Annotated in this window: 18 protein-coding genes; 14 read left to right on the top strand and 4 right to left on the bottom strand. The window is 67.0% G+C overall.

The genetic code is table 11. The features are described 5' to 3' along the window. Position 1: 1 nt before the first annotated feature. A complete protein-coding gene (locus tag ACP693_RS03010; RefSeq protein ID WP_426019149.1) occupies positions 2-775 on the top strand; it encodes a glutaminyl-peptide cyclotransferase in 774 nt (257 codons plus the stop codon). 60 nt (positions 776-835) lie between these two features. Here the strand turns inward: ACP693_RS03010 and katG are convergent, their stop codons facing one another. Then, on the bottom strand, positions 836-3,106 hold the full coding sequence (katG, locus tag ACP693_RS03005; protein WP_426019152.1) for a catalase/peroxidase HPI: 2,271 nt from the start codon (positions 3,104-3,106) through the stop codon (positions 836-838). Positions 3,107-3,248: 142 nt separating this feature from the next. Between katG and ACP693_RS03000 the strand changes: the two genes are divergently transcribed. The 3 genes from ACP693_RS03000 to ACP693_RS02990 all read left to right on the top strand — a co-directional run bounded on the left by ACP693_RS03000 (position 3,249) and on the right by ACP693_RS02990 (position 5,923). After that, positions 3,249-4,148, top strand: a complete 900-nt coding sequence (locus tag ACP693_RS03000) for a hydrogen peroxide-inducible genes activator (protein ID WP_426019154.1) — start codon at positions 3,249-3,251, stop codon at positions 4,146-4,148. Between the two features lie 52 nt (positions 4,149-4,200). After that, on the top strand, positions 4,201-4,452 hold the full coding sequence (locus tag ACP693_RS02995; protein ID WP_426019157.1) for a hypothetical protein: 252 nt from the start codon (positions 4,201-4,203) through the stop codon (positions 4,450-4,452). A 97-nt stretch (positions 4,453-4,549) separates the two neighbouring features. Then, positions 4,550-5,923 (top strand): NAD-dependent succinate-semialdehyde dehydrogenase, encoded by a 1,374-nt coding sequence (locus tag ACP693_RS02990; protein WP_426019160.1) that lies wholly within the window; start codon positions 4,550-4,552, stop codon positions 5,921-5,923. A 76-nt stretch (positions 5,924-5,999) separates the two neighbouring features. Here the strand turns inward: ACP693_RS02990 and acnA are convergent, their stop codons facing one another. After that, positions 6,000-8,726 (bottom strand): aconitate hydratase AcnA, encoded by a 2,727-nt coding sequence (gene acnA / locus ACP693_RS02985; RefSeq protein WP_426019163.1) that lies wholly within the window; start codon positions 8,724-8,726, stop codon positions 6,000-6,002. A 322-nt stretch (positions 8,727-9,048) separates the two neighbouring features. Between acnA and ccmA the strand changes: the two genes are divergently transcribed. From ccmA to ACP693_RS02955, 6 genes are read left to right on the top strand one after another with little or no spacing between them, the layout of a single operon-like run. Then, positions 9,049-9,672: a heme ABC exporter ATP-binding protein CcmA gene (gene ccmA, locus ACP693_RS02980; RefSeq protein WP_426019166.1), complete on the top strand. Its 624-nt coding sequence runs from the start codon at positions 9,049-9,051 to the stop codon at positions 9,670-9,672. Then, on the top strand, positions 9,669-10,379 hold the full coding sequence (gene ccmB / locus ACP693_RS02975; protein WP_426019169.1) for a heme exporter protein CcmB: 711 nt from the start codon (positions 9,669-9,671) through the stop codon (positions 10,377-10,379). The genes ccmA and ccmB overlap by 4 nt, the downstream gene beginning before the upstream one ends. Positions 10,380-10,418: 39 nt before the next feature. Beyond that, a complete protein-coding gene (locus ACP693_RS02970; RefSeq protein WP_426019172.1) occupies positions 10,419-11,138 on the top strand; it encodes a heme ABC transporter permease in 720 nt (239 codons plus the stop codon). 3 nt (positions 11,139-11,141) lie between these two features. Then, the gene (gene ccmD / locus ACP693_RS02965) at positions 11,142-11,354 is read left to right on the top strand and encodes a heme exporter protein CcmD (RefSeq protein ID WP_426019174.1); all 213 of its coding nucleotides are present in this window, start codon (positions 11,142-11,144) and stop codon (positions 11,352-11,354) included. Further along, positions 11,351-11,923 carry a DsbE family thiol:disulfide interchange protein gene (locus ACP693_RS02960; RefSeq protein WP_426019177.1) on the top strand — a complete coding sequence of 191 codons (573 nt, stop codon included), beginning with the start codon at positions 11,351-11,353 and terminating at the stop codon, positions 11,921-11,923. Before ccmD ends, ACP693_RS02960 begins: the two co-directional genes overlap by 4 nt. Positions 11,924-11,977: 54 nt before the next feature. Then, complete coding sequence (locus ACP693_RS02955) at positions 11,978-12,241, top strand: hypothetical protein (RefSeq protein ID WP_426019180.1); 264 nt, start codon at positions 11,978-11,980, stop codon at positions 12,239-12,241. Between the two features lie 3 nt (positions 12,242-12,244). On the opposite strand, the gene ACP693_RS02950 is transcribed toward ACP693_RS02955, so the two are convergent. Together ACP693_RS02950 and ACP693_RS02945 are read right to left on the bottom strand one after the other, a co-directional pair. Further along, the gene (locus ACP693_RS02950) at positions 12,245-13,783 is read right to left on the bottom strand and encodes a cryptochrome/photolyase family protein (RefSeq protein ID WP_426019183.1); all 1,539 of its coding nucleotides are present in this window, start codon (positions 13,781-13,783) and stop codon (positions 12,245-12,247) included. A 3-nt stretch (positions 13,784-13,786) separates the two neighbouring features. After that, on the bottom strand, positions 13,787-14,140 hold the full coding sequence (locus tag ACP693_RS02945; protein ID WP_426019186.1) for a thiol-disulfide oxidoreductase DCC family protein: 354 nt from the start codon (positions 14,138-14,140) through the stop codon (positions 13,787-13,789). Between the two features lie 106 nt (positions 14,141-14,246). Here ACP693_RS02945 and ACP693_RS02940 point away from each other — a divergent pair, with 106 nt between their 5' ends. The 4 genes from ACP693_RS02940 to ACP693_RS02925 all read left to right on the top strand — a co-directional run bounded on the left by ACP693_RS02940 (position 14,247) and on the right by ACP693_RS02925 (position 18,181). Further along, positions 14,247-14,702 (top strand): DUF3429 domain-containing protein, encoded by a 456-nt coding sequence (locus tag ACP693_RS02940; RefSeq protein WP_426019189.1) that lies wholly within the window; start codon positions 14,247-14,249, stop codon positions 14,700-14,702. 309 nt (positions 14,703-15,011) lie between these two features. Then, on the top strand, positions 15,012-16,301 hold the full coding sequence (locus ACP693_RS02935) for a tyrosine-type recombinase/integrase (RefSeq protein WP_425986641.1): 1,290 nt from the start codon (positions 15,012-15,014) through the stop codon (positions 16,299-16,301). Positions 16,302-16,440: 139 nt separating this feature from the next. Beyond that, positions 16,441-17,271, top strand: a complete 831-nt coding sequence (locus ACP693_RS02930; protein WP_425986643.1) for a type IV toxin-antitoxin system AbiEi family antitoxin domain-containing protein — start codon at positions 16,441-16,443, stop codon at positions 17,269-17,271. Continuing rightward, positions 17,258-18,181 carry a nucleotidyl transferase AbiEii/AbiGii toxin family protein gene (locus ACP693_RS02925; RefSeq protein WP_425986645.1) on the top strand — a complete coding sequence of 308 codons (924 nt, stop codon included), beginning with the start codon at positions 17,258-17,260 and terminating at the stop codon, positions 18,179-18,181. Before ACP693_RS02930 ends, ACP693_RS02925 begins: the two co-directional genes overlap by 14 nt. Positions 18,182-18,266 lie beyond the last annotated feature (85 nt).

Genomic DNA, 18,266 nt, shown 5'->3' with positions numbered 1-18,266 from the left:
CATGAACCGCCTGTCGTCGCGTCTCGGCAGTCTGATCGCCGGCCTGATCCTGGCGACAGGCGTTTGCCTGCCGGTCCGGGCCGAGGTTCCGGTCCAGTCCTGGGAGGTCGTGCGGGCCTATCCGCACGATACGGAGGCCTTCACCGAGGGCCTCTTCTTCCACGACGGCGCCCTCTACGAGAGTACGGGCCTGTATCCGTCCTTCATCCGCCAGGTGGATCTGGAAACCGGCCGAGTGGAGCGCCAGCGCGACCTGCCGACCATCTATTTCGGCGAGGGCATGACCACGCTGAACGGCAAGCTCTACAGCCTGACCTGGCGCAACCACATCGGCTTCATCTGGAAGCTTGACGACTTCTCGCCCCTGGGCGGCTTTTCGTATCCGGGCGAGGGCTGGGCCCTGGCCACCGACGGCCGCCGCCTGATTATGAGCGACGGCACCGACCAGCTGCGCTTCCTCGATCCCGAGACTCTGGCCGAGACCGGCCGCGTCTCCGTCACCGCCGACGGCAAGCCGCTGGATCAGATCAACGAGCTGGAATGGATCGACGGCGAGGTCTTCGCCAACCTGTGGCAGGACAACCGCATCGCCCGCATCGACCCCGAGACCGGCGTGGTGAAGGCCTTCATCGACCTGACCGCCCTGGTCCCCAAGGACGCCGGCCTGGACCCCAATGACGACGTCCTGAACGGCATCGCCTGGGACGCCGCCGGCAAGCGGCTGTTCGTTACCGGCAAGCGCTGGCCGCAACTGTTCGAGATCAGGCTGCGCTAGAACAGCGAAAGAGCCGGACGCGACGGCGTCCGGCTCTTGGCTTTCAGTTCTGGCTCGGGCTCAACCGTGCAGGTCGAACCGGTCCAGCTCGGTCACCTTGGTCCAGGCGGCCACGAAGTCCGACACGAACTTGGCCTCAGCATCCGCCCCGGCATAGACCTCGGCCAGGGCGCGCAGCACGGCGTTGGAGCCGAACACCAGATCGACGCGGGTGCCGGTCCATTTCGGTTCGCCCGTGCGACGGTCGCGCCCTTCGAACACATCCTTGGCGTCCGAGGTCGCCGTCCACTTCACATCCATGTCCAGCAGGTTGACGAAGACATCGTTGGACAGCACGCCCGGCCGCTCGGTCAGCACGCCGTGCGTCGCCCCGCCGACATTGATGTTGATCGCCCGCAAGCCGCCGATCAGCACCGTCATCTCCGGCGCCGTCAGCGTCAGCCGCTGCGCCTGGTCGATCAGCAGGGCCTCGGCCGGAACCGCATAACGGGCCTTCTGGAAGTTGCGGAACCCATCGGCGACCGGCTCCAGATAGGAGAAGGATTCCACATCCGTCTGCGCCTGGCTGGCGTCCGTCCGACCCGGCGTGAACGGCACGCTGGCCTCATGGCCCGCCGCCTTCGCCGCCTGCTCGACGCCCGCATTGCCGGCCAGCACGATCAGGTCGGCCATCGAGACTTTCTTGCCGCCCGTCTGGCCCTGGTTGAACTCGAACTGGATACGCTCCAGCGTCTTCAGCACCCGGTCCAGCTGCTCGGGCTGGTTGGCGGCCCAATCCTTTTGCGGCGCCAGGCGGATGCGCGCCCCATTGGCCCCGCCCCGCTTGTCCCCGCCCCGGAAGGTCGAGGCCGAGGCCCAGGCCGTGCCGACCAGTTCAGCGGCGCTCAGGCCCGAATCCAACACCTTGGCTTTCAGAACCGCCGCATCCGTCGCATCGATCAGCGGGTGATCGACTTCCGGCACGGGATCCTGCCAGATCAGCACTTCGCGCGGGACTTCCGGCCCGACGTAGCGCGAACGCGGTCCCAGATCGCGATGGGTCAGCTTGAACCAGGCCCGTGCAAAGGCTTCGGCGAAGGCCTGCGGATTGTTCAGGAAGCGGCGCGAGATCTTCTCGTATTCCGGGTCGAACCGCATCGACAGATCGGTCGTCAGCATGGTCGGCCGCTTCTTCTTCGCCGGATCGTGGGCGTCGGGGATGATCTCGCCCGCGTCCTTTGCCACCCACTGGTGCGCCCCGGCCGGCGACTTCTCCAGCTCCCATTCGAAGCCGAACAGGTTCTCGAAGAAGAAGTTGCTCCACTGGGCCGGCGTCTGGGTCCAGGTGACTTCCAGCCCGCTGGTGATGGCGTCGCGGCCCGAACCCGATCCGAAGCTGGAGGTCCAACCCAGGCCTTGCGCCTCCAGGCCGTCGCCCTCGGGCTCGGCGCCGACGTGATCGGCCGGGCCGGCGCCGTGGGTCTTGCCGAAGGTGTGCCCCCCCGCGATCAGGGCGACCGTCTCCTCGTCGTTCATCGCCATCCGCTTGAAGGTTTCGCGAATGTCGTGCGCCGCCGCCAGCGGGTCGGGATTGCCGTCCGGCCCCTCGGGATTGACGTAGATCAGACCCATCTGGACGGCCGCCAGCGGGTTTTCAAGATCGCGCGTGTGCTCGTCGCCGTCTGCGCGGTCGTCCGACACCAGCACGGCCTCGTCGCCGGGCTTCACCACCCCTTGCGAGCCGTGGGCATAGCGTTCGTCGCCGCCCAGCCAGGTCATCTCACGACCCCAATAGACGTCCTGATCCGGCTCCCAGGTATCGGCGCGACCACCCGAGAAACCGAAGGTGCGGAAACCCATGGTCTCCAGCGCCACGTTCCCGGTCAGGATCATCAGGTCGGCCCAGGAGATGGCCTGGCCGTATTTCTGCTTGATCGGCCACAACAGGCGCCGCGACTTGTCGATGTTGACGTTGTCGGGCCAGGAGTTCAGCGGCGCAAACCGCTGCTGGCCGCGCCCGCCGCCGCCCCGGCCGTCGCCGACCCGATAGGTGCCGGCGCTGTGCCAAGCCATGCGGATGAACTGCGGCCCGTAGTGACCGAAGTCGGCCGGCCACCAGTCCTTGGAGTCCGTCATCAGCGCCCGCAGATCCGCCTTCAGCGCCTCATAGTCCAGCTTGGCGAAGGCCTCGCGATAGTTGAAGGTTTCTCCCAACGGGTCGGACTTCGACGAATGCTGGTTCAGCAGGTTGGTGCGCAGTTGGCCCGGCCACCAGTCGCGGTTCTGCACGCCCCCGCCCGCGACCGACTCCGTCGTCCGTCCGGAAACGGGGCATTTGGCTTCAGTGGACATGATGATCTTCCCTGCTGGTTTGCGCGGCTTAGGGCCGGGTCTCGATAGCCCTGTAGATGACGGGGTCATTCGACACGGGTCAAACACATAAAGCCAATCGATTGTCCTTGGCGTCAGCATAGGTTCGGCCTATCTAACAGCCATGCTTCCCACCCTTCGACAGCTTCAGTATCTCAAGCTCCTGGCCGAGCATGGCAGCTTCTCGCGCGCCGCCGAGGCCGCCCACGTCAGCCAGCCGGCCCTCAGCGCCGGGGTGCAGGAGCTGGAGCGTATCCTCGGCGCGCCCGTGGTCGAACGGGCGCGCGGCGCCGTCATCATGACCGCCGTCGGGGTCGAGGCCGTGCGCCGGGCCGAGGACGTGCTGGCCCGCACCGAGGATCTGGTCGAGGCGGCCAAGAACGCCGGCCGCCTGCTGTCCGGCCGCTTCCGCCTGGGCGTCATCCCCACCGTCGCCCCCTTCCTGCTGCCCGCCAAACTGCCGTCGGTGAAGGCCGCCTATCCCAGCCTGAAGCTGTTCATCCGCGAGGATTTGACGCCCCGCCTGATCGCCGCCCTGAAGGCGGGCCAGATCGACGCCGCCGTCATCGCCCTGCCTTACGACGCGCCGGGCATCGAACACGCGCGCATCGGCGACGACGAGATCATGGCCGCCGCGCCCCACGACCACGCCCTGGCCGCGCCTGGGCCCATCCGACCTGGCTCGTTGCGGGCCGAGGACCTGATCCTGCTGGAAGACGGCCATTGCCTGCGCGACCATGCTCTGGCCGCGCTCGACATCGAGGCCCCGCGCGGCGACGACGTCTTCGCCGCCACCAGCCTGCACACCCTGGTCCAGATGGTCGGCTCGGGCCTGGGCGTCTCCTTCCTGCCGAAGATGGCGGTCCAGGCGGGTCTGGCCGACAACCCGTCCGTCGCCATCCGCGCCTTCGAAAACCAGGCCGACGGCGCCCCGCCCCACCGCGAGATCGTCGTCGCCTGGCGCGCCGGCTCCAGCCGCGCCGCCGAGGCCCGGCTGCTGGCCGAGGCCCTAAAGCTGGACTGAAACTGGATTGAACCTGTTGACCTGAGCGCCGAACAGGCCGCTTGGGAAGCGCATGGCAACCGAAACCGTCTACATCGTCCAGGCCTATGTCCAGGGCCGGGGCAAGGCTCTCCGCGCCGAACAGCAAGTCGGCTGCAAGGATGCAGAAGAAGCGCGCCGCAAGGCCGAACGCCTGGCGCCCTTGCGTCTGGGCGTGGTCGCCTTCGCCGTCTCGGCCGACACCGAAATGGGCGACTACGACGAGGAGCCGACCATAATCTTCAAGGCCGGCCAACTGCCGCCGCCGTTCAGCGACGCGGACTGAGATTGGAGGGGCAACCGCCCCGGCCGCAAGGCGTTCGTTTCTTTAGACAACGGATCGGCGCCGCCCCGGGCGTTCGACCTAAGCTTCAGGACGCCTCATGGCCTATCGCACCCTCAATCCCTTCACCGAACAGCTGATCGAAGACTATCCCGAACACACGGACGACGCCGTCGAAGCCGCTCTGGCCAAGGCGGACGCCGTCTTCCGTTCCGACTGGTCCCAGGGCGACATCCAGCCCCGCCTCGCCGTGCTGAAGTCCCTGTCGGCCCTGCTGACCGAGAACCGCGACAGCCTGGCCCGCACCATCGCCGAGGAGATGGGCAAGCCCCTGGCCCAGGGGCAGGGCGAGATCGATCTGTGCGCCGGCATCGCCGCCTACTATGCCGAAAAGGCCGCCGACTTCCTCAAACCCCAGAAGATCGACAGCGAACTGGGCGAGGCTTGGGTCGAGTTCCATCCCGTCGGCGTGCTGCTGGCGGTCGAGCCGTGGAACTTCCCCATCTATCAGTTGATCCGCGTCGTCGCCCCCGCCATCGCGGTCGGCAATCCGGTGCTCTACAAGCACGCGGGCATCGTGCCGCGCTGCGCCGCCCGTTTCGCCAAACTGGTGCGTGAGGCCGGCGCGCCCGAGGGCTTCGTCGCCAACCTCTACATCTCCTCGGACAAGGTCGCCGAACTGATCGGCGACGACCGGATCCAGGGCGTGGCCCTGACCGGGTCGGAGGGGGCCGGTGCCAAGGTCTCGGCTCGCGCGTCGGAAATGCTGAAGAAATCGACGCTGGAACTGGGCGGCAGCGATGTCTTCGTGGTGCTGGACGACGCCGACATCGACAAGGCGGTCGCGGCGGGCGTCGAGGGGCGACTGTCCAACGCAGGTCAGGTCTGCACCGGCTCCAAACGCTTCATCGTCCAGAAGTCGGTCGCCGACGCCTTCACCACCGGCTTCGTCGAGGGGATGAAGAGCGCCGTCATGGGCGACCCGCTGGATGAGGCCACGGTGCTCGGTCCGCTGTCGTCCGAAGACGCGCTGAAGACCCTGACCAAACAGGTCGAGGAGGCGGTCCAGCACGGCGCCAAGGCCGTCATCGGCGGCAAGCCCGCAGACCGCACCGGCTTCTTCTACGAGCCCACTGTCCTGACCGACGTCGCCCGCGACAACCCGGCCTTCTATCAGGAGTTCTTCGGCCCCGTTGCCCAGGTCTTCGTGGTCGAGGACGACGATGCGGTCGTGGCCCTGGCCAACGACTCCCGCTTCGGCCTGGGCGGGTCGATCTTCTCGGGCGACACAACCCGCGCCCGCAAGCTGGCGTCGCGGATCGAGACCGGCATGGTCTTCATCAACACCACCACGACCTCCATGCCCGAACTGCCATTCGGCGGCATCAAACGCTCGGGCTTCGGCCGCGAGCTGGGCGATGTCGGCATCAAGGAGTTTGTCAACCGCAAGCTGGTGGTCGTCGCCGCAGACTGACGCCACCCCAGCGGCAAGCAAAAAGGGCCGGCGGATCGCTCCGCCGGCCCTTTCCTTGTCTTCAGCAGACCGCTGCCTATTCGGCGGCGATCGGCGCTTCGGTTTCCGGGCCGCGGGCCAGGTTGCGCAGCACGTAGGGCATGACGCCGCCGGCCAGCAGATAGTCCAGCTCGGTCTGGTTATCGATGCGGCAACGCACGGGGAAGCGGGCCATCTTGCCGTCCGACGGGCGGAACAGCTCGACCCACAGGTCCTGGCGAGGCTTCAGCTTGCCGATATTGGCGTCCGACAGGCCGCGGATCGTGACGATCTCTTCGCCCGTCAGGCCCAGCTTGAGCCAGCCGTCCTGCTTGAACTGCAGCGGCACGACGCCCATGCCGACCAGGTTCGAACGGTGGATACGCTCGAAGCTTTCGGCGATGACGGCGCGGACGCCCAGCAGGCGGGTCCCCTTGGCCGCCCAGTCGCGCGACGAGCCGGTGCCGTATTCCTTGCCGGCGAAGACGACCAGCGGCCGGCCTTCCGACTGGTAACGCATGGCGGCGTCATAGATCGACATGGTGTCGTTCGACGGGAAGTGTTTGGTCACGCCGCCTTCGATCTCGGGCGTGATCCGGTTCTTGATGCGGATGTTGGCGAATGTGCCGCGCATCATGACTTCGTGGTTGCCGCGACGGGCGCCGTAGCTGTTGAACTCGGCCGCCTCGACGCCGTGGTTGGTCAGATAGACGCCGGCGGGCGAGGTCTTCTTGATCGAACCGGCCGGGGAAATGTGGTCGGTGGTGATGCTGTCGCCGAAGATAGCCAGGACCCGGGCCTCGACGATGTCCTGGACCGGGGTCAGGTCCATCGACAGGCCGTCGAAATAGGGCGGGTTGGCGACATAGGTGGAGGCGTCGTCCCACTCATAGGTCTGGCCGCCGGTGACCTTGATGGCCTGCCAGTGCTTGTCGCCCTTGAAGACGTCCTTGTAGCGCTTGGCGAACATGGCCGGGGTGACCGACTTCTTCTGGATCTCGGCGATCTCCTGCGAGGTCGGCCAGACATCCTTCAGGAAGACGTCGTTGCCCTTCTTGTCCTGACCGATCGGATCCTTGGTGATGTCGATCCGCATCGAGCCGGCGATGGCGTAGGCGACGACCAGCGGCGGCGAGGCCAGATAGTTGGCCTGGACGTCCGGGTTCACCCGGCCTTCGAAGTTGCGGTTGCCCGACAGGACCGAGGTCGCGACCAGGGCGTTGTCGTTGATCGCCTTGGAGATCGCCGGGTCCAGCGGACCCGAGTTGCCGATGCAGGTAGTGCAGCCATAGCCGACCAGGTTGAAGCCCAGGGCGTCCAGGTCCTTCTGCAGGCCCGCGTCGGTCAGATAGTCCGTGACGACCTGCGAGCCCGGCGCTAGCGAGGTCTTGACCCACGGCTTGGCCTTCAGGCCGAGCGCATTGGCCTTGCGCGCCACCAGGCCGGCGGCGATCAGCACCGACGGGTTGGAGGTGTTGGTGCACGAGGTGATGGCCGCGATGACCACGTCGCCGTCGCCGACGGTGAACTTCTGGCCATCGACGGAAACGCGCTCGGCGTCGGTCGGGCGGCTGAAGACCTCGGTCAGGGCAGTCTCGAAGGCCGGGGCGGCGGTGGTCAGTTCGACGCGGTCCTGCGGACGCTTCGGACCCGCCAGCGACGGCACGACGGTCGAGATGTCCAGTTCCAGCACGTCGGTGAAGACCGGGTCTTCCGAGTTCTCGTCGATCCACAACCCTTGAGCCTTCGCATAGGCCTCGACCAGGGCGACGCGCGCCTTGTCGCGGCCCGTGGCGGTCAGATAGCCGATTGTGGCGGCCGAGACGGGGAAGAAGCCGCAGGTGGCGCCGTATTCCGGGGCCATGTTGGCGATGGTCGCCTGGTCTTCGATCGTCATGTTCGGCAGGGCGTCGCCGAAGAACTCGACGAACTTGCCGACCACGCCCTTCTTGCGCAGCATCTGGGTGACGGTCAGCACCAGGTCGGTCGCCGTCGTGCCTTCCGGCATCGAACCCGTCAGCTTGAAGCCGATGACTTCGGGGATCAGCATCGGGATCGGCTGGCCCAGCATGGCGGCTTCGGCCTCGATGCCGCCGACGCCCCAGCCCAGGACGGCCAGGCCGTTGATCATGGTGGTGTGGCTGTCGGTGCCGACGACGGTGTCGGGATAGGCGACGGTCTTCTTGCCTTCATCGATGGTCCAGACGGTCTGGGCCAGATTCTCCAGGTTCACCTGGTGGCAGATGCCGGTGCCGGGGGGCACGACGCGGAAGTTGTTGAAGGCCGACGAGCCCCAGCGCAGGAAGTTGTAGCGCTCGATGTTGCGCTCGTATTCGCGCTCGACGTTCTGGCCGAAGGCCTTGGACGTCCCGAAGTTGTCGACCATCACCGAGTGGTCGATGACCAGATCGACCGGCACCAGCGGATTGATCTTGGCGGCGTCGGCGCCCAGGGCGCTCATGGCGTCGCGCATGGCGGCCAGGTCGACCACGGCGGGAACGCCGGTGAAGTCCTGCATCAGGACGCGGGCCGGACGGAAGGCGATCTCATGCTCGACCGAGCCCTTGTTCTCGACCCAGGCGGCGACGGCGCGCAGGTCGGCCTCGGTCACCGAGACGCCGTCTTCGTTGCGCAGCAGGTTCTCCAGCAGCACCTTCATCGAGCGCGGCAGGCGGGAAATCCCGGTCAGACCGGCTTCCTCGGCGGCGGGAAGGCTGTAATAGGCGTATTTCTTACGCCCGACGGAAAGGTCCTGGCGGGTCTTGAAGCTGTCGTTCGACGGCATGGAGTCTTCCTCTGGTCAGCGCCGCCCGACAATCCGGTTGCGCCTTCGCGCGACAGACGCAGCGGCTCACAGGGCCCCTGCGCGCGCGGCGAAAGCCTGCTGCGGCGACCGTGCCTATAGCTCTACGGGACCCGACCGTCCATGTGTCCACACCCTCGACAGGGACATTGAGAAGGGTTCGCAGATTTTCCCTCCCCTTTATGGGGAGGGGTGATCGCGAAGCGATCGGGGTGGGGATGTCAGGAACGCACCGGCCGACACGCCCCCACCCGACCTCGCTGCGCTCGGCCACCCTCCTCATAAAGGGGAGGGAGAGTCTGCGATGATCCACACCCTCACCCTCTCCGACCTGACCGTCTCGCGCGGCGAGCGGCGGCTGTTCCACGGCCTCGACCTGACCCTGCGCGCCGGCGAGGTCCTGGCCCTGACGGGCGCGAACGGGGCGGGCAAGACCAGCCTGCTGCGCGCCATCGCCGGCCTGTTTCGCCCCGATGCGGGCACGGTCGGTTTTCAGGACGGCGACGGCAATCCGCTGGACGAGCGGCAGGCGCGCGGCCGCGAAACCCATTTCCTAGGCCATCTGGACGGGCTGAAGGGCGGCCGCACGGCCCGCGAGGAACTGGGCTTCCAGTGCGACTGGCTGGGCCACACCCAGTATGGCCTCGATCACGCCGTCGAGGCCTTCGGCCTGAAGCCCCTTCTAGACCTAGAGGTGCGGCGTCTGTCCGCCGGCCAGCGCCGTCGCCTGGCGATGGGGCGGCTGGTCGGATCGCCACGCGCCCTATGGCTGCTGGACGAGCCCATGGCGCCGCTGGACGCCCGCTGGCGCGAGGCCTTCGCCGACCAGATGAAGCGCCATCTCGAAGCCGACGGCCTGATCGTCGCCGCCGTCCACGACCCGCTGCCCCTGCCGACCCGCGCTCTCGACCTGGGGAGCCTGAAATGAGCCGCCGCGACGCCGATCAGGAACCGCGCCCGCCCGGCCTGCGCGGCGCCACCCGCGTCCTTATGGAGCGCGAGCTGGACCTGGCCTGGGGCGGGGGCGGCGGGCCGCTGCTGGCCTGCGGCTTCTTCGCCTGTCTGACCGCCATCCTGCCGTTGGCGGCCGGCGGCGATCCGCGCACGCTCGGCCCGGTCGCGGGCGGCGTCGCCTGGCTGGCCCTGGCTCTGGCGTCCCTGCTGTCGCTGGAGCGGCTGTTCGAACGTGACATGGAGGACGGCGGCTTGGACCTGCTGGCGCTGGGCCATCTGTCGCTGGAGCAGGTCGTGCTGATCAAGGCCCTGGCCCAGTGGATCGCCGTCGGCCTGCCGCTCGCCCTGACCGCCCCCGTCGCCGCCCTGGCCCTGGGCCTGCCGGCGTCGCTGACGCCGCTCGTCGCCCTGACCGCCCTGATCGGCGGCGCGGGCTTCGCCTTCACCGGCGCGCTGGGCGCCGCCCTCGCGCTCGGCGCCAAGCGCGGCGGCCTGCTGATCGCCGTGGTCGTCCTGCCCCTTTTCATTCCGCCCGTGGTCTTCGGCGCGGGCGCCCTGGAACGCGCCGCATCTAGCCAGCCCGTGGCCCCAGCTTTGGCGCTGCTCTGCGCCTACGTCCTGTTCGCCGCCGTGGTCGCCCCCTTCGCTGGGGCGGCCGCCGTTCGGAATGCACAGGGGTGAGCTTGCCCGTCAGCCCTTCGCCGCGTAAGCGCTGAACCGATGTTCGGCCTGTCCAATCCGCAGCGCTTCATGGCCTTCACCGGCCCGTTGACGCCCGTTCTGTGGGGCCTCGCCGCCGTGCTGCTGGGCGTCGGCGCCTGGCTCAGCTTCTCGGTCCCGGCCGATTATCAGCAGGGCGACACCGTGCGGATCATGTTCGTCCATGTGCCCGCCGCCGTCCTGGGCCTGGGCGCCTATGCGGCCCTGGGCGTCTCCAGCTTCTTCGCGCTCGTCTTCCGCCACGCCCTGGCCGACGCCGCCGCCCGCGCCGCCGCCCTGCCGGGCGCGGCCTTCACGGCCCTCGCCCTGTTCACCGGCTCGCTATGGGGCCAGCCGATGTGGGGAACCTGGTGGGTGTGGGACGCGCGCCTGACCAGCGTGCTGGTGCTGTTCCTCTTCTACCTCGGCTATATGGCGCTGCGGGCCTCGATCGACGACGAGCAGAAGGCCGGGCGCGCCGCCGCCGTCCTGGGTCTCGTCGGCCTGATCAACCTGCCGATCGTCAAATTCTCGGTCGATTGGTGGAACACCCTGCACCAGCCCGCCAGCTTCCTGACCCCCGGATCGTCAGGGCTGGACCCCGTCTATCTGCCGCCCTTCCTGACCATGCTGGCGGCCTATGGGGTGCTGTTCCTCGCCCTGTGGCTGACGGCCATCCGCACCGAGATCCGCCGCCGCCGCGTCATGACCCTGCGCGCCCGCCTGGTCCAGGAGGCTTAACCGATGCTCGACCTCGACATGACCCCCTACGCCGCCTTCGTCTGGCCCGCCTGGGCCGTCAGCGCCCTGGTCCTGACCGCCCTGACCGCCCGCGCCGTCATCGCCTCGCGCAAATGGAAGCGTGAACTCATGCAACTGGAAGCGGACGCCTCCACCGAACAATCGGATTCCAACCGCCCTCAAGTAGCGCGAAGCGCGATAGGGCCCAAAGAATGAACCGCTGGCTGGCCCTCCTGCCGCTGGTGGTCCTCGCGGCGCTGGCGGCCCTGTTCGTCGGCTGGTCGCTGAAGCGCGATCCGGCCTTCAAGCCCGACGCCCTGGTCGGCCAGCCCATCCCCGAGACCGTCCTGCCGATGCTGTCCGGCGACCAGGCGGGACCGGGCAATCTGGACCTCAAGACCGCCGGCGTCGGCCGGCCCATGCTGGTCAATGTCTTCGCCTCGTGGTGCGCGCCGTGCCGGATCGAACACCCCAAGCTGCTGGCGCTGAAGGCGCGCGGGATCGCCGTCGTCGGCGTCGCCTACAAGGACGAGCCGGTCGCCACCCGCGCCTTCCTGGACGAGCTGGGCGACCCCTATTCCATGGTTCTGGTGGATCGCGAGGGCCGTGCAGGTCTGGACCTGGGCATCTCCGGCGTGCCCGAGACCTTCGCCGTCGACGCCATGGGCCGGATCACCGCCAAACAGTCGGGCCCCCTGCTGGACGACGCCGACATCGAACGGCTGGTCGCCTCCATGCAGGCCCCGCCCCGTTCAGCACCCAGCCCGGCGCCTCGCCCTCAGTAACGCCTGCCAGAGGCCGTTAACCCTTTTTCGAGGGTTTTCGTTAACCATACCGGCATGAGCGCGATTCGCACCGGCCTGCCGCTGAACCTGCCCGCCCAGGGCCTCGATCTGCCGAGCGCGCGCAACGCCCAGGCGGCCTTCTTCCGCGCCGCCATGGATCAAGCGGCCGCTTCCAGGGCGCCCGTGCCGGCCGCCGCCGTCATGTCCTCGATTCGCACGGCCAACCCGGCCCGGCCCGCCGAAGCCCCCGCCATGGCGCCTGAGCGTGAAGAGCCCCGCATCATGCGCCCCGGCTCCTACCTCGACATCCGGGTCTGACGCTCAGTCCAGCGGCGTCGCCCCCAACAGCGTCCGACACGCTTCGGCTTCCGCCGCCAGCGCCGCCCGCTTCGCTTCGCCGAACCCGTCCAGCGTCTTGTAGGGCATGGCCAGCCGCACATTGTCCCTCAGCCGAGGCCGGTTGCGCTCCAGAAAGCCCCAGTACAGCCGGTTGAACGGGCAGGCCGCATCGCCGCTCTTGCTCTTCACGTCGTAGCGACAGGCCCCGCAGTAGTCGCTCATCCGGTCGATATAGGCCCCCGACGCCGCATAGGGCTTGGACCCCACGATCCCGCCGTCCGCAAACAGGGCCATGCCGCGCGTATTGGGCATCTCCACCCATTCATAGGCGTCGGCGTAGACGCACATATACCAGTCGTCGACCGCATCGGGATGCACCCCCAGCAACAGGGCCAAGTTGCCCGTCACCATCAGCCGCTGGATGTGATGGGCATAGGCGTTGTCGCGCGTCGTCTTCACCACATCGGCGACGCAGGCCATGTCGGTCTCGCCGGACCAGTAGAACCAGGGCAGCTTGCGGTCCGCATCCAGGAAGTTGCGCGCCCGATATTCCGGCGCCTTCAGCCAATAGATGCCCCGCACGAACTCGCGCCACCCCAAGATCTGGCGAATGAATCCCTCCACCGCGTTCAACGGCGCGCGACCTGCGCGATAGACGCCTTCCGCCCGGCGACAGACGTCCAGCGGGTCCAGCAGGCCCAGGTTGATCGAGGTTGAGAGCAGCCCGTGCCACATCCACGGCTGGTTCTCAGCCATCGCGTCCTGCCAGTCCCCGAACGACGGCAGGACGTCGCTCAGGAAGTGCGCCAGCGTCGTTTCCGCCTCGTCCGCCGTCGTCGCCCAGCCGAACCCGTCCAGCGATCCGAAATGGTCGCCAAACAGCCGCTCCACATCCACCATGGCCTCGCGCGCCACGGTGTTGGGTGGGATGCGCAGCCGACCGGGCGGCGTCACGCCTTTCGCCAACTTCTTTCGGTTCTCGGCGTCATAGTTCCAGCGCCCGCCCTCCGGCTGGGCCCCGTCCATCAGAATGCCCGTCTCGCGCCGCATCTCACGATAGAAGAACTCCATCCTCAGTTGCGACTTGCCCGAGGCCCAGCGTCGGAAGCGGTCGTGCGAGCTGATGAAGCGGCGATCCTCGCAGATCTCGACAGGCAGGCCCGCACCCTCGGCGAAGGCCGCCAGATGCTGGGCCAGCCGCCACTCGCCGCATTCCGTCAGCACCACCGCCTCATAGGCGCCGTCGTCCAGGGCGCGGGCCAGTTCGCCAGTGATCGATCCGCTGTTGTCGGGATCGTCGATCCGCACATAACGCACCCGCACGCCCCGCGCCTTCTGCCGCGCGGCATGGTTTCGCATGGCGGCGAAGGTCAGGGCGAGCTTCTGTTTGTGATGCCGGACATAGGTCGCCTCGTCCCGGACCTCGGCCATCAGGACAGTGTCGATATCGGGGTCCAGCCCCTCCAGCGCCGACAGGTCGTCGGATAGCTGATCGCCCAGCACCAGCCTAAGCACGGACATGCGTCATCCCCACTTGCGGACCAGAGTTTGAAGACGCGGACGCACGCGAAGAAAGAGCCGATACGCACCTTCCAGCGCCGCAAGAACCACCGGAATACGCGCCGCCAGCCCGATGGGCCGCAGCAAGGGAATGGCCCGCCACATGGCCGCAAAGGCCGCCGCGCCGGACAGCAGCCGCCCATCCTCGCTGGCGTGGAACCGGGCGAGCAGGGCGTCGCGGTCGATGGGGCAGGTCGCGTCGCCCTTGTCCACATCGATGAACCGGATCGCGCCCCGGCGATCCAGCCGACGCATCAGCGCGATCTCGCGACGACACAGGGGACAGCCTCCGTCATACCAGACAAGCAGTTGGGTCATCGACGTCTAGGGCTTTCGTGGACGTGGCGCGTGGTCGCCATGATATACGGGCGTCTTCTGTAGTCTGGATTGCACGCAGCCTGACAGGTGTCCGATGGATGATGAAATGACCGACCGACACAGACTGCCGCCGATCGCCCGTGTCCTGGGTTTCGCGGGCCTCCTACCCCAGGCGGCGGCGGTCGCGGTCCTGGTTCTGGGCGGGCCGGACGTTCGGTTCGCGGCCCTCAGCCTGGCCTATGCCTATGCCGCCCTGATCTTCAGCTTCCTGGGCGGGGTCTGGTGGGGCCTGGGCGCCATGGCGCGCGGCGCAGCGCCGCGTTGGGTCTGGATTGCGGCCGTGCTGCCGTCCCTGCTGGCCCTGGCGACAGCCTGGCCCTGGGCGACCGGTCAAACCTGGCCCGGACCGTCCCTGGTCGCCTTGGGCGTCTTCATCGCCGCCAGCCTGATCGTCGATCTCCGCCTCAAGGCCGCAGGACTGACGCCGCAAGGCTGGCTGTCGTTGCGCATCCCGCTGTCGCTGGGACTTGGTCTTCTGACGCTGGTGGCTGGTCTGATCTGACGGCGCTATCGCCGAAGGCGCGGGGTCGCACACCGGGCAAAAAATCGGGGCCTGCCGAGAACGACAGGCCCCTGATTTTATCAGTCTCGACTTGGAGCGGGCGAAGAGATTCGAACTCTCGACCCCAACCTTGGCAATGTTGGGGATCAGCATTTCCGGGCTTTTCAGGACGTTCCAAAAATCAGCTTTGTACGTTGTTTTGCATAGAGTTTCTTGTTTATCCGGTTGCGGAGCTTTTCGGCCGGTTTCACTTGAGTTGGTAGCGGAGTGGTAGCGGTGGCTCGGAAATGAGCGTATGTTTCTATCGCCATGACGAAGCAAAAACTCACCAGGCGCGTGGTTGAGAGCGCGCCAGTTCCGGAGACCGGCGAGGGTCGAATCTGGGACAGCGAGATCGCAGGCTTCTGCCTTCGGATCTATCCGGGGACCGAGACCCGACACGGCCATGCCGCCAAGCCGGTCCGAAGAATCTTCGCCATCAAGTACCGGGTCCGCGGGATCCAACGCTGGCTGACGCTTGGCGAGCATGGCGACGGTCCGGACAAGCTCACCGCGGACCGCGCTCGCAAGGAGGCCGCATCGGTGGTGGTCGACGCACGGCGCGGCATCGATCCCGGCGAAGCCCGCAGGCGCATCGAGGGCCTTACCGTCAAAGGCCTGGTTGAGCTCTATCTGGAGAGGGGGCCGGACGACAAACCGACCAAACGGGATTCGTCATGGGCCATGGACCGGACCAACCTCGAGCGCCACGTCGTACCCCTGCTTGGGAAGTTGGCGCTTGATACGGTCACCCGCGACCACATCACCGGGATGATCCGCTCGATCACGGCCGGGAAGACCGCCAAGGATGTGAAGACCAAACTTCGTGGTCGATCCATCGTCAAGGGCGGGGCAGGCATCGCTGACCGCACCTATTCCACCCTGCGGGCGACCTTCAACTGGGCGATCGACAAGGGCCATTTCGCCGGCCCGAACCCCTGCGCCAAGGTCGAACGAAAGCTCCGACCGGCGGTCGAACGCTTCCTGTCAGAGGCCCAGGCCCAGGACCTGATCGCCGCTCTCGACGCCCTGGAGGCGGATGCGACGATCTCCGAACGGCAGGGCGCAGTCTATCGGCTTCTGCTTCTGACGGGCGCGCGGCGAAACGAAATCGCGGGCCTGCGCTGGACGGAGGTCGACTTCGACCGGCGCCGGCTCGTGCTGCCGCCGAGCCGCACCAAGGCCGGCGGTCGCACGGGGGATCGTCGGATCTCGCTCAACGACATGGCCTTCGGAATCCTGCAGCGTCTCTACAAGACCCGCGGTCGAAGCCAGTTCGTCTTCCCGGCCACCAAGGGCGACAACGGATATGCGACCTCCGAGTCCAAGATCTGGCGCGACAAGGTGCTCCCCAAAGCCAAGCTGGAAGGCGTCCGCATCCACGACCTGCGCCACAGTTTCGCAAGCTTCGCCCTGGCCGACGGGGCCAGCCTCCCGATGATCGGAAAGGCTCTGGGACACGCCAACAGTCGCGCCACGGAACGGTATGCCCATCTGAGCGACGATCCGGTTCGCGCGCTTGCGGAGCGGATCGGTGAGCGTTTCAGTCCCAAGGCCTGAACTCGGGTCCACGCGCTGATATCAACCCTGCGCCATAGTTTGTCTATGATCCTAGTAAGACACTCACGGTGTTCCAATATGCCGAATGGCAAACCAATGTGTTTGACAACCTTCATATTAGGACACTAATAGTGTTCAAATGCAGGGAAAGCTAAACAAGCTCGAACGTATCCTCCCGGAAGGCCTTCTGGTCGATTCCGGCTGGATGAACGAGAACGGCTATCCCAACTCGCTAAGGGCCAAATACGTCGCTTCGGGGCGCCTGGAACGCACGGCGCGCCGCGTTTATCGACGTCCGCGCGGAACCCTCGACTGGCCCGTCGCCGTGCTCTCGCTCCAGGCCCTGCTCGACTATTCCATCGTCGTGGGAGGACGCACCGCGCTCGAACTTCAAGGCTATGCCCACTACCTTCTTGCCACCCGCAAGGAGGTTCATCTCTATGGCGACGAAACCCCGCCGACCTGGCTGGCCGACCTGCCTCTGGATGTCGCGTTCAAATATCATTCGTCCCAGAAGTTGTTCCGCAGCGCCCGATACTTCGAGGTCGCCCGGCTCCGCGAGGACTCCAGCGAAACCGGCCTCCTGGCGGACTGGGCCCGCGCCGCAGTAGTGGACACCCCCCTGGGCCACTGGCAATGGCCCTTGCGCCAGTCGACGCCCGAGCGCGCGATCCTCGAACTTCTGGACGAACTCCCCGATCATGAGAGCTTCGACCAGGCGGACCAGCTGATGGGCGCCCTGGCCACCCTCAGCCCGCGACGTCTCCAGCGTCTGCTCGAGGATTGCGTGAGCGTGAAGGTCAAACGCTTGTTCTTCTATTTCGCTGACCGACATGGTCATGCGTGGCTGAAAGCCCTGGACCGCGACGCCATCGATCTGGGCAGCGGCAACCGCGTGCTCGCCAAGGGCGGTCGACTGGACCCGACCTACAAGATCACCGTGCCGAGGTCGCTCGATGCCGGTCAGTGACGTCTACGCCCGGCAGGTCCGCCTCCTCGTCCGAACCCTTCCCCTCGTGTTCCAGGAACCCTGCTTCGCCCTGAAGGGCGGCACGGCGATCAATCTTTTCGTCCGCGACCTGCCGCGGCTGTCGGTCGATATCGACCTGACCTATCTGCCCGTCGAGGATCGAGACACATCGCTCGCCGCAATCGATGCGGCGCTGAGGCGGATCGCTGACGCCATCGAACACGCCCTGCCGGGGTCGGTCGTCGTGCGAGGCAAGGGTGGAGCCCAGCCCGTGATCGACAAGCTGCTCGTCCGGGCGGACGGCGCGGTGATCAAGGTGGAGGTGACGCCGGTCCTGCGCGGCGTGGTGTTCGAGCCCGAAGTCCGTCCGGTTTCAGCAGCGGTGGAAGAGCGCTTCGGTTATGCGGAGGCGCGGATGGTCTCCCACGCCGATCTCTATGCCGGCAAGATCATGGCCGCGCTGGACCGCCAACATCCTCGCGATCTGTTCGACGTCCGCGATCTGCTGGCCAATGAGGGGATCACGCCGGCACTGCGACAGGCCTTTGTGATCTATCTGGCCAGCCACCACCGGCCCATGGCCGAGGTGCTCCGCGCCAATCCCAAGAATCTGGCCCAGGAGTTCGAACGCGGGTTCGATGGGATGACCGAAGACCCGGTGGACCTCCAGGACCTCATCGCGGCGCGCACAGCCCTGATCACCGCCATCGTCGATGACATGCCCGAGGTCCACCGCGCCTTCCTGATCGGGTTCAAGGCCGGCGCGCCTGACTGGGACCTGATCGGCCTGCCCGACGCCGCCGACCTCCCCGCCGTGCGCTGGAAGCAGTTGAACCTCGACCGTCTGGAGCCCGCCCGGCGCACAGACATGGTCGAACGGCTTCGACAGACTTGGCCGCAATCAGTCTGACAATACCACCAGACAGCAACATGCTCACTGACTCCGGAGGTTCGGACGCTATGAGCAACTGACGCAAACGGTCGCTTCGGTGTCT

Source organism: Brevundimonas sp. TWP1-3 (assembly GCF_049896085.1).
Lineage (GTDB): Bacteria > Pseudomonadota > Alphaproteobacteria > Caulobacterales > Caulobacteraceae > Brevundimonas.
This window is presented reverse-complemented; position numbering and strand designations above follow the sequence as displayed.

Coding starts and splice junctions, on each gene's coding strand:
- ACP693_RS03010 (WP_426019149.1), top strand. CDS start 2: ATGAACCGCCTGTCGTCGCGTCTCGGCAGTCTGATCGCCGGCCTGATC.
- katG (WP_426019152.1), bottom strand. CDS start 3,106: ATGTCCACTGAAGCCAAATGCCCCGTTTCCGGACGGACGACGGAGTCG.
- ACP693_RS03000 (WP_426019154.1), top strand. CDS start 3,249: ATGCTTCCCACCCTTCGACAGCTTCAGTATCTCAAGCTCCTGGCCGAG.
- ACP693_RS02995 (WP_426019157.1), top strand. CDS start 4,201: ATGGCAACCGAAACCGTCTACATCGTCCAGGCCTATGTCCAGGGCCGG.
- ACP693_RS02990 (WP_426019160.1), top strand. CDS start 4,550: ATGGCCTATCGCACCCTCAATCCCTTCACCGAACAGCTGATCGAAGAC.
- acnA (WP_426019163.1), bottom strand. CDS start 8,726: ATGCCGTCGAACGACAGCTTCAAGACCCGCCAGGACCTTTCCGTCGGG.
- ccmA (WP_426019166.1), top strand. CDS start 9,049: ATGATCCACACCCTCACCCTCTCCGACCTGACCGTCTCGCGCGGCGAG.
- ccmB (WP_426019169.1), top strand. CDS start 9,669: ATGAGCCGCCGCGACGCCGATCAGGAACCGCGCCCGCCCGGCCTGCGC.
- ACP693_RS02970 (WP_426019172.1), top strand. CDS start 10,419: ATGTTCGGCCTGTCCAATCCGCAGCGCTTCATGGCCTTCACCGGCCCG.
- ccmD (WP_426019174.1), top strand. CDS start 11,142: ATGCTCGACCTCGACATGACCCCCTACGCCGCCTTCGTCTGGCCCGCC.
- ACP693_RS02960 (WP_426019177.1), top strand. CDS start 11,351: ATGAACCGCTGGCTGGCCCTCCTGCCGCTGGTGGTCCTCGCGGCGCTG.
- ACP693_RS02955 (WP_426019180.1), top strand. CDS start 11,978: ATGAGCGCGATTCGCACCGGCCTGCCGCTGAACCTGCCCGCCCAGGGC.
- ACP693_RS02950 (WP_426019183.1), bottom strand. CDS start 13,783: ATGTCCGTGCTTAGGCTGGTGCTGGGCGATCAGCTATCCGACGACCTG.
- ACP693_RS02945 (WP_426019186.1), bottom strand. CDS start 14,140: ATGACCCAACTGCTTGTCTGGTATGACGGAGGCTGTCCCCTGTGTCGT.
- ACP693_RS02940 (WP_426019189.1), top strand. CDS start 14,247: ATGACCGACCGACACAGACTGCCGCCGATCGCCCGTGTCCTGGGTTTC.
- ACP693_RS02935 (WP_425986641.1), top strand. CDS start 15,012: ATGACGAAGCAAAAACTCACCAGGCGCGTGGTTGAGAGCGCGCCAGTT.
- ACP693_RS02930 (WP_425986643.1), top strand. CDS start 16,441: ATGCAGGGAAAGCTAAACAAGCTCGAACGTATCCTCCCGGAAGGCCTT.
- ACP693_RS02925 (WP_425986645.1), top strand. CDS start 17,258: ATGCCGGTCAGTGACGTCTACGCCCGGCAGGTCCGCCTCCTCGTCCGA.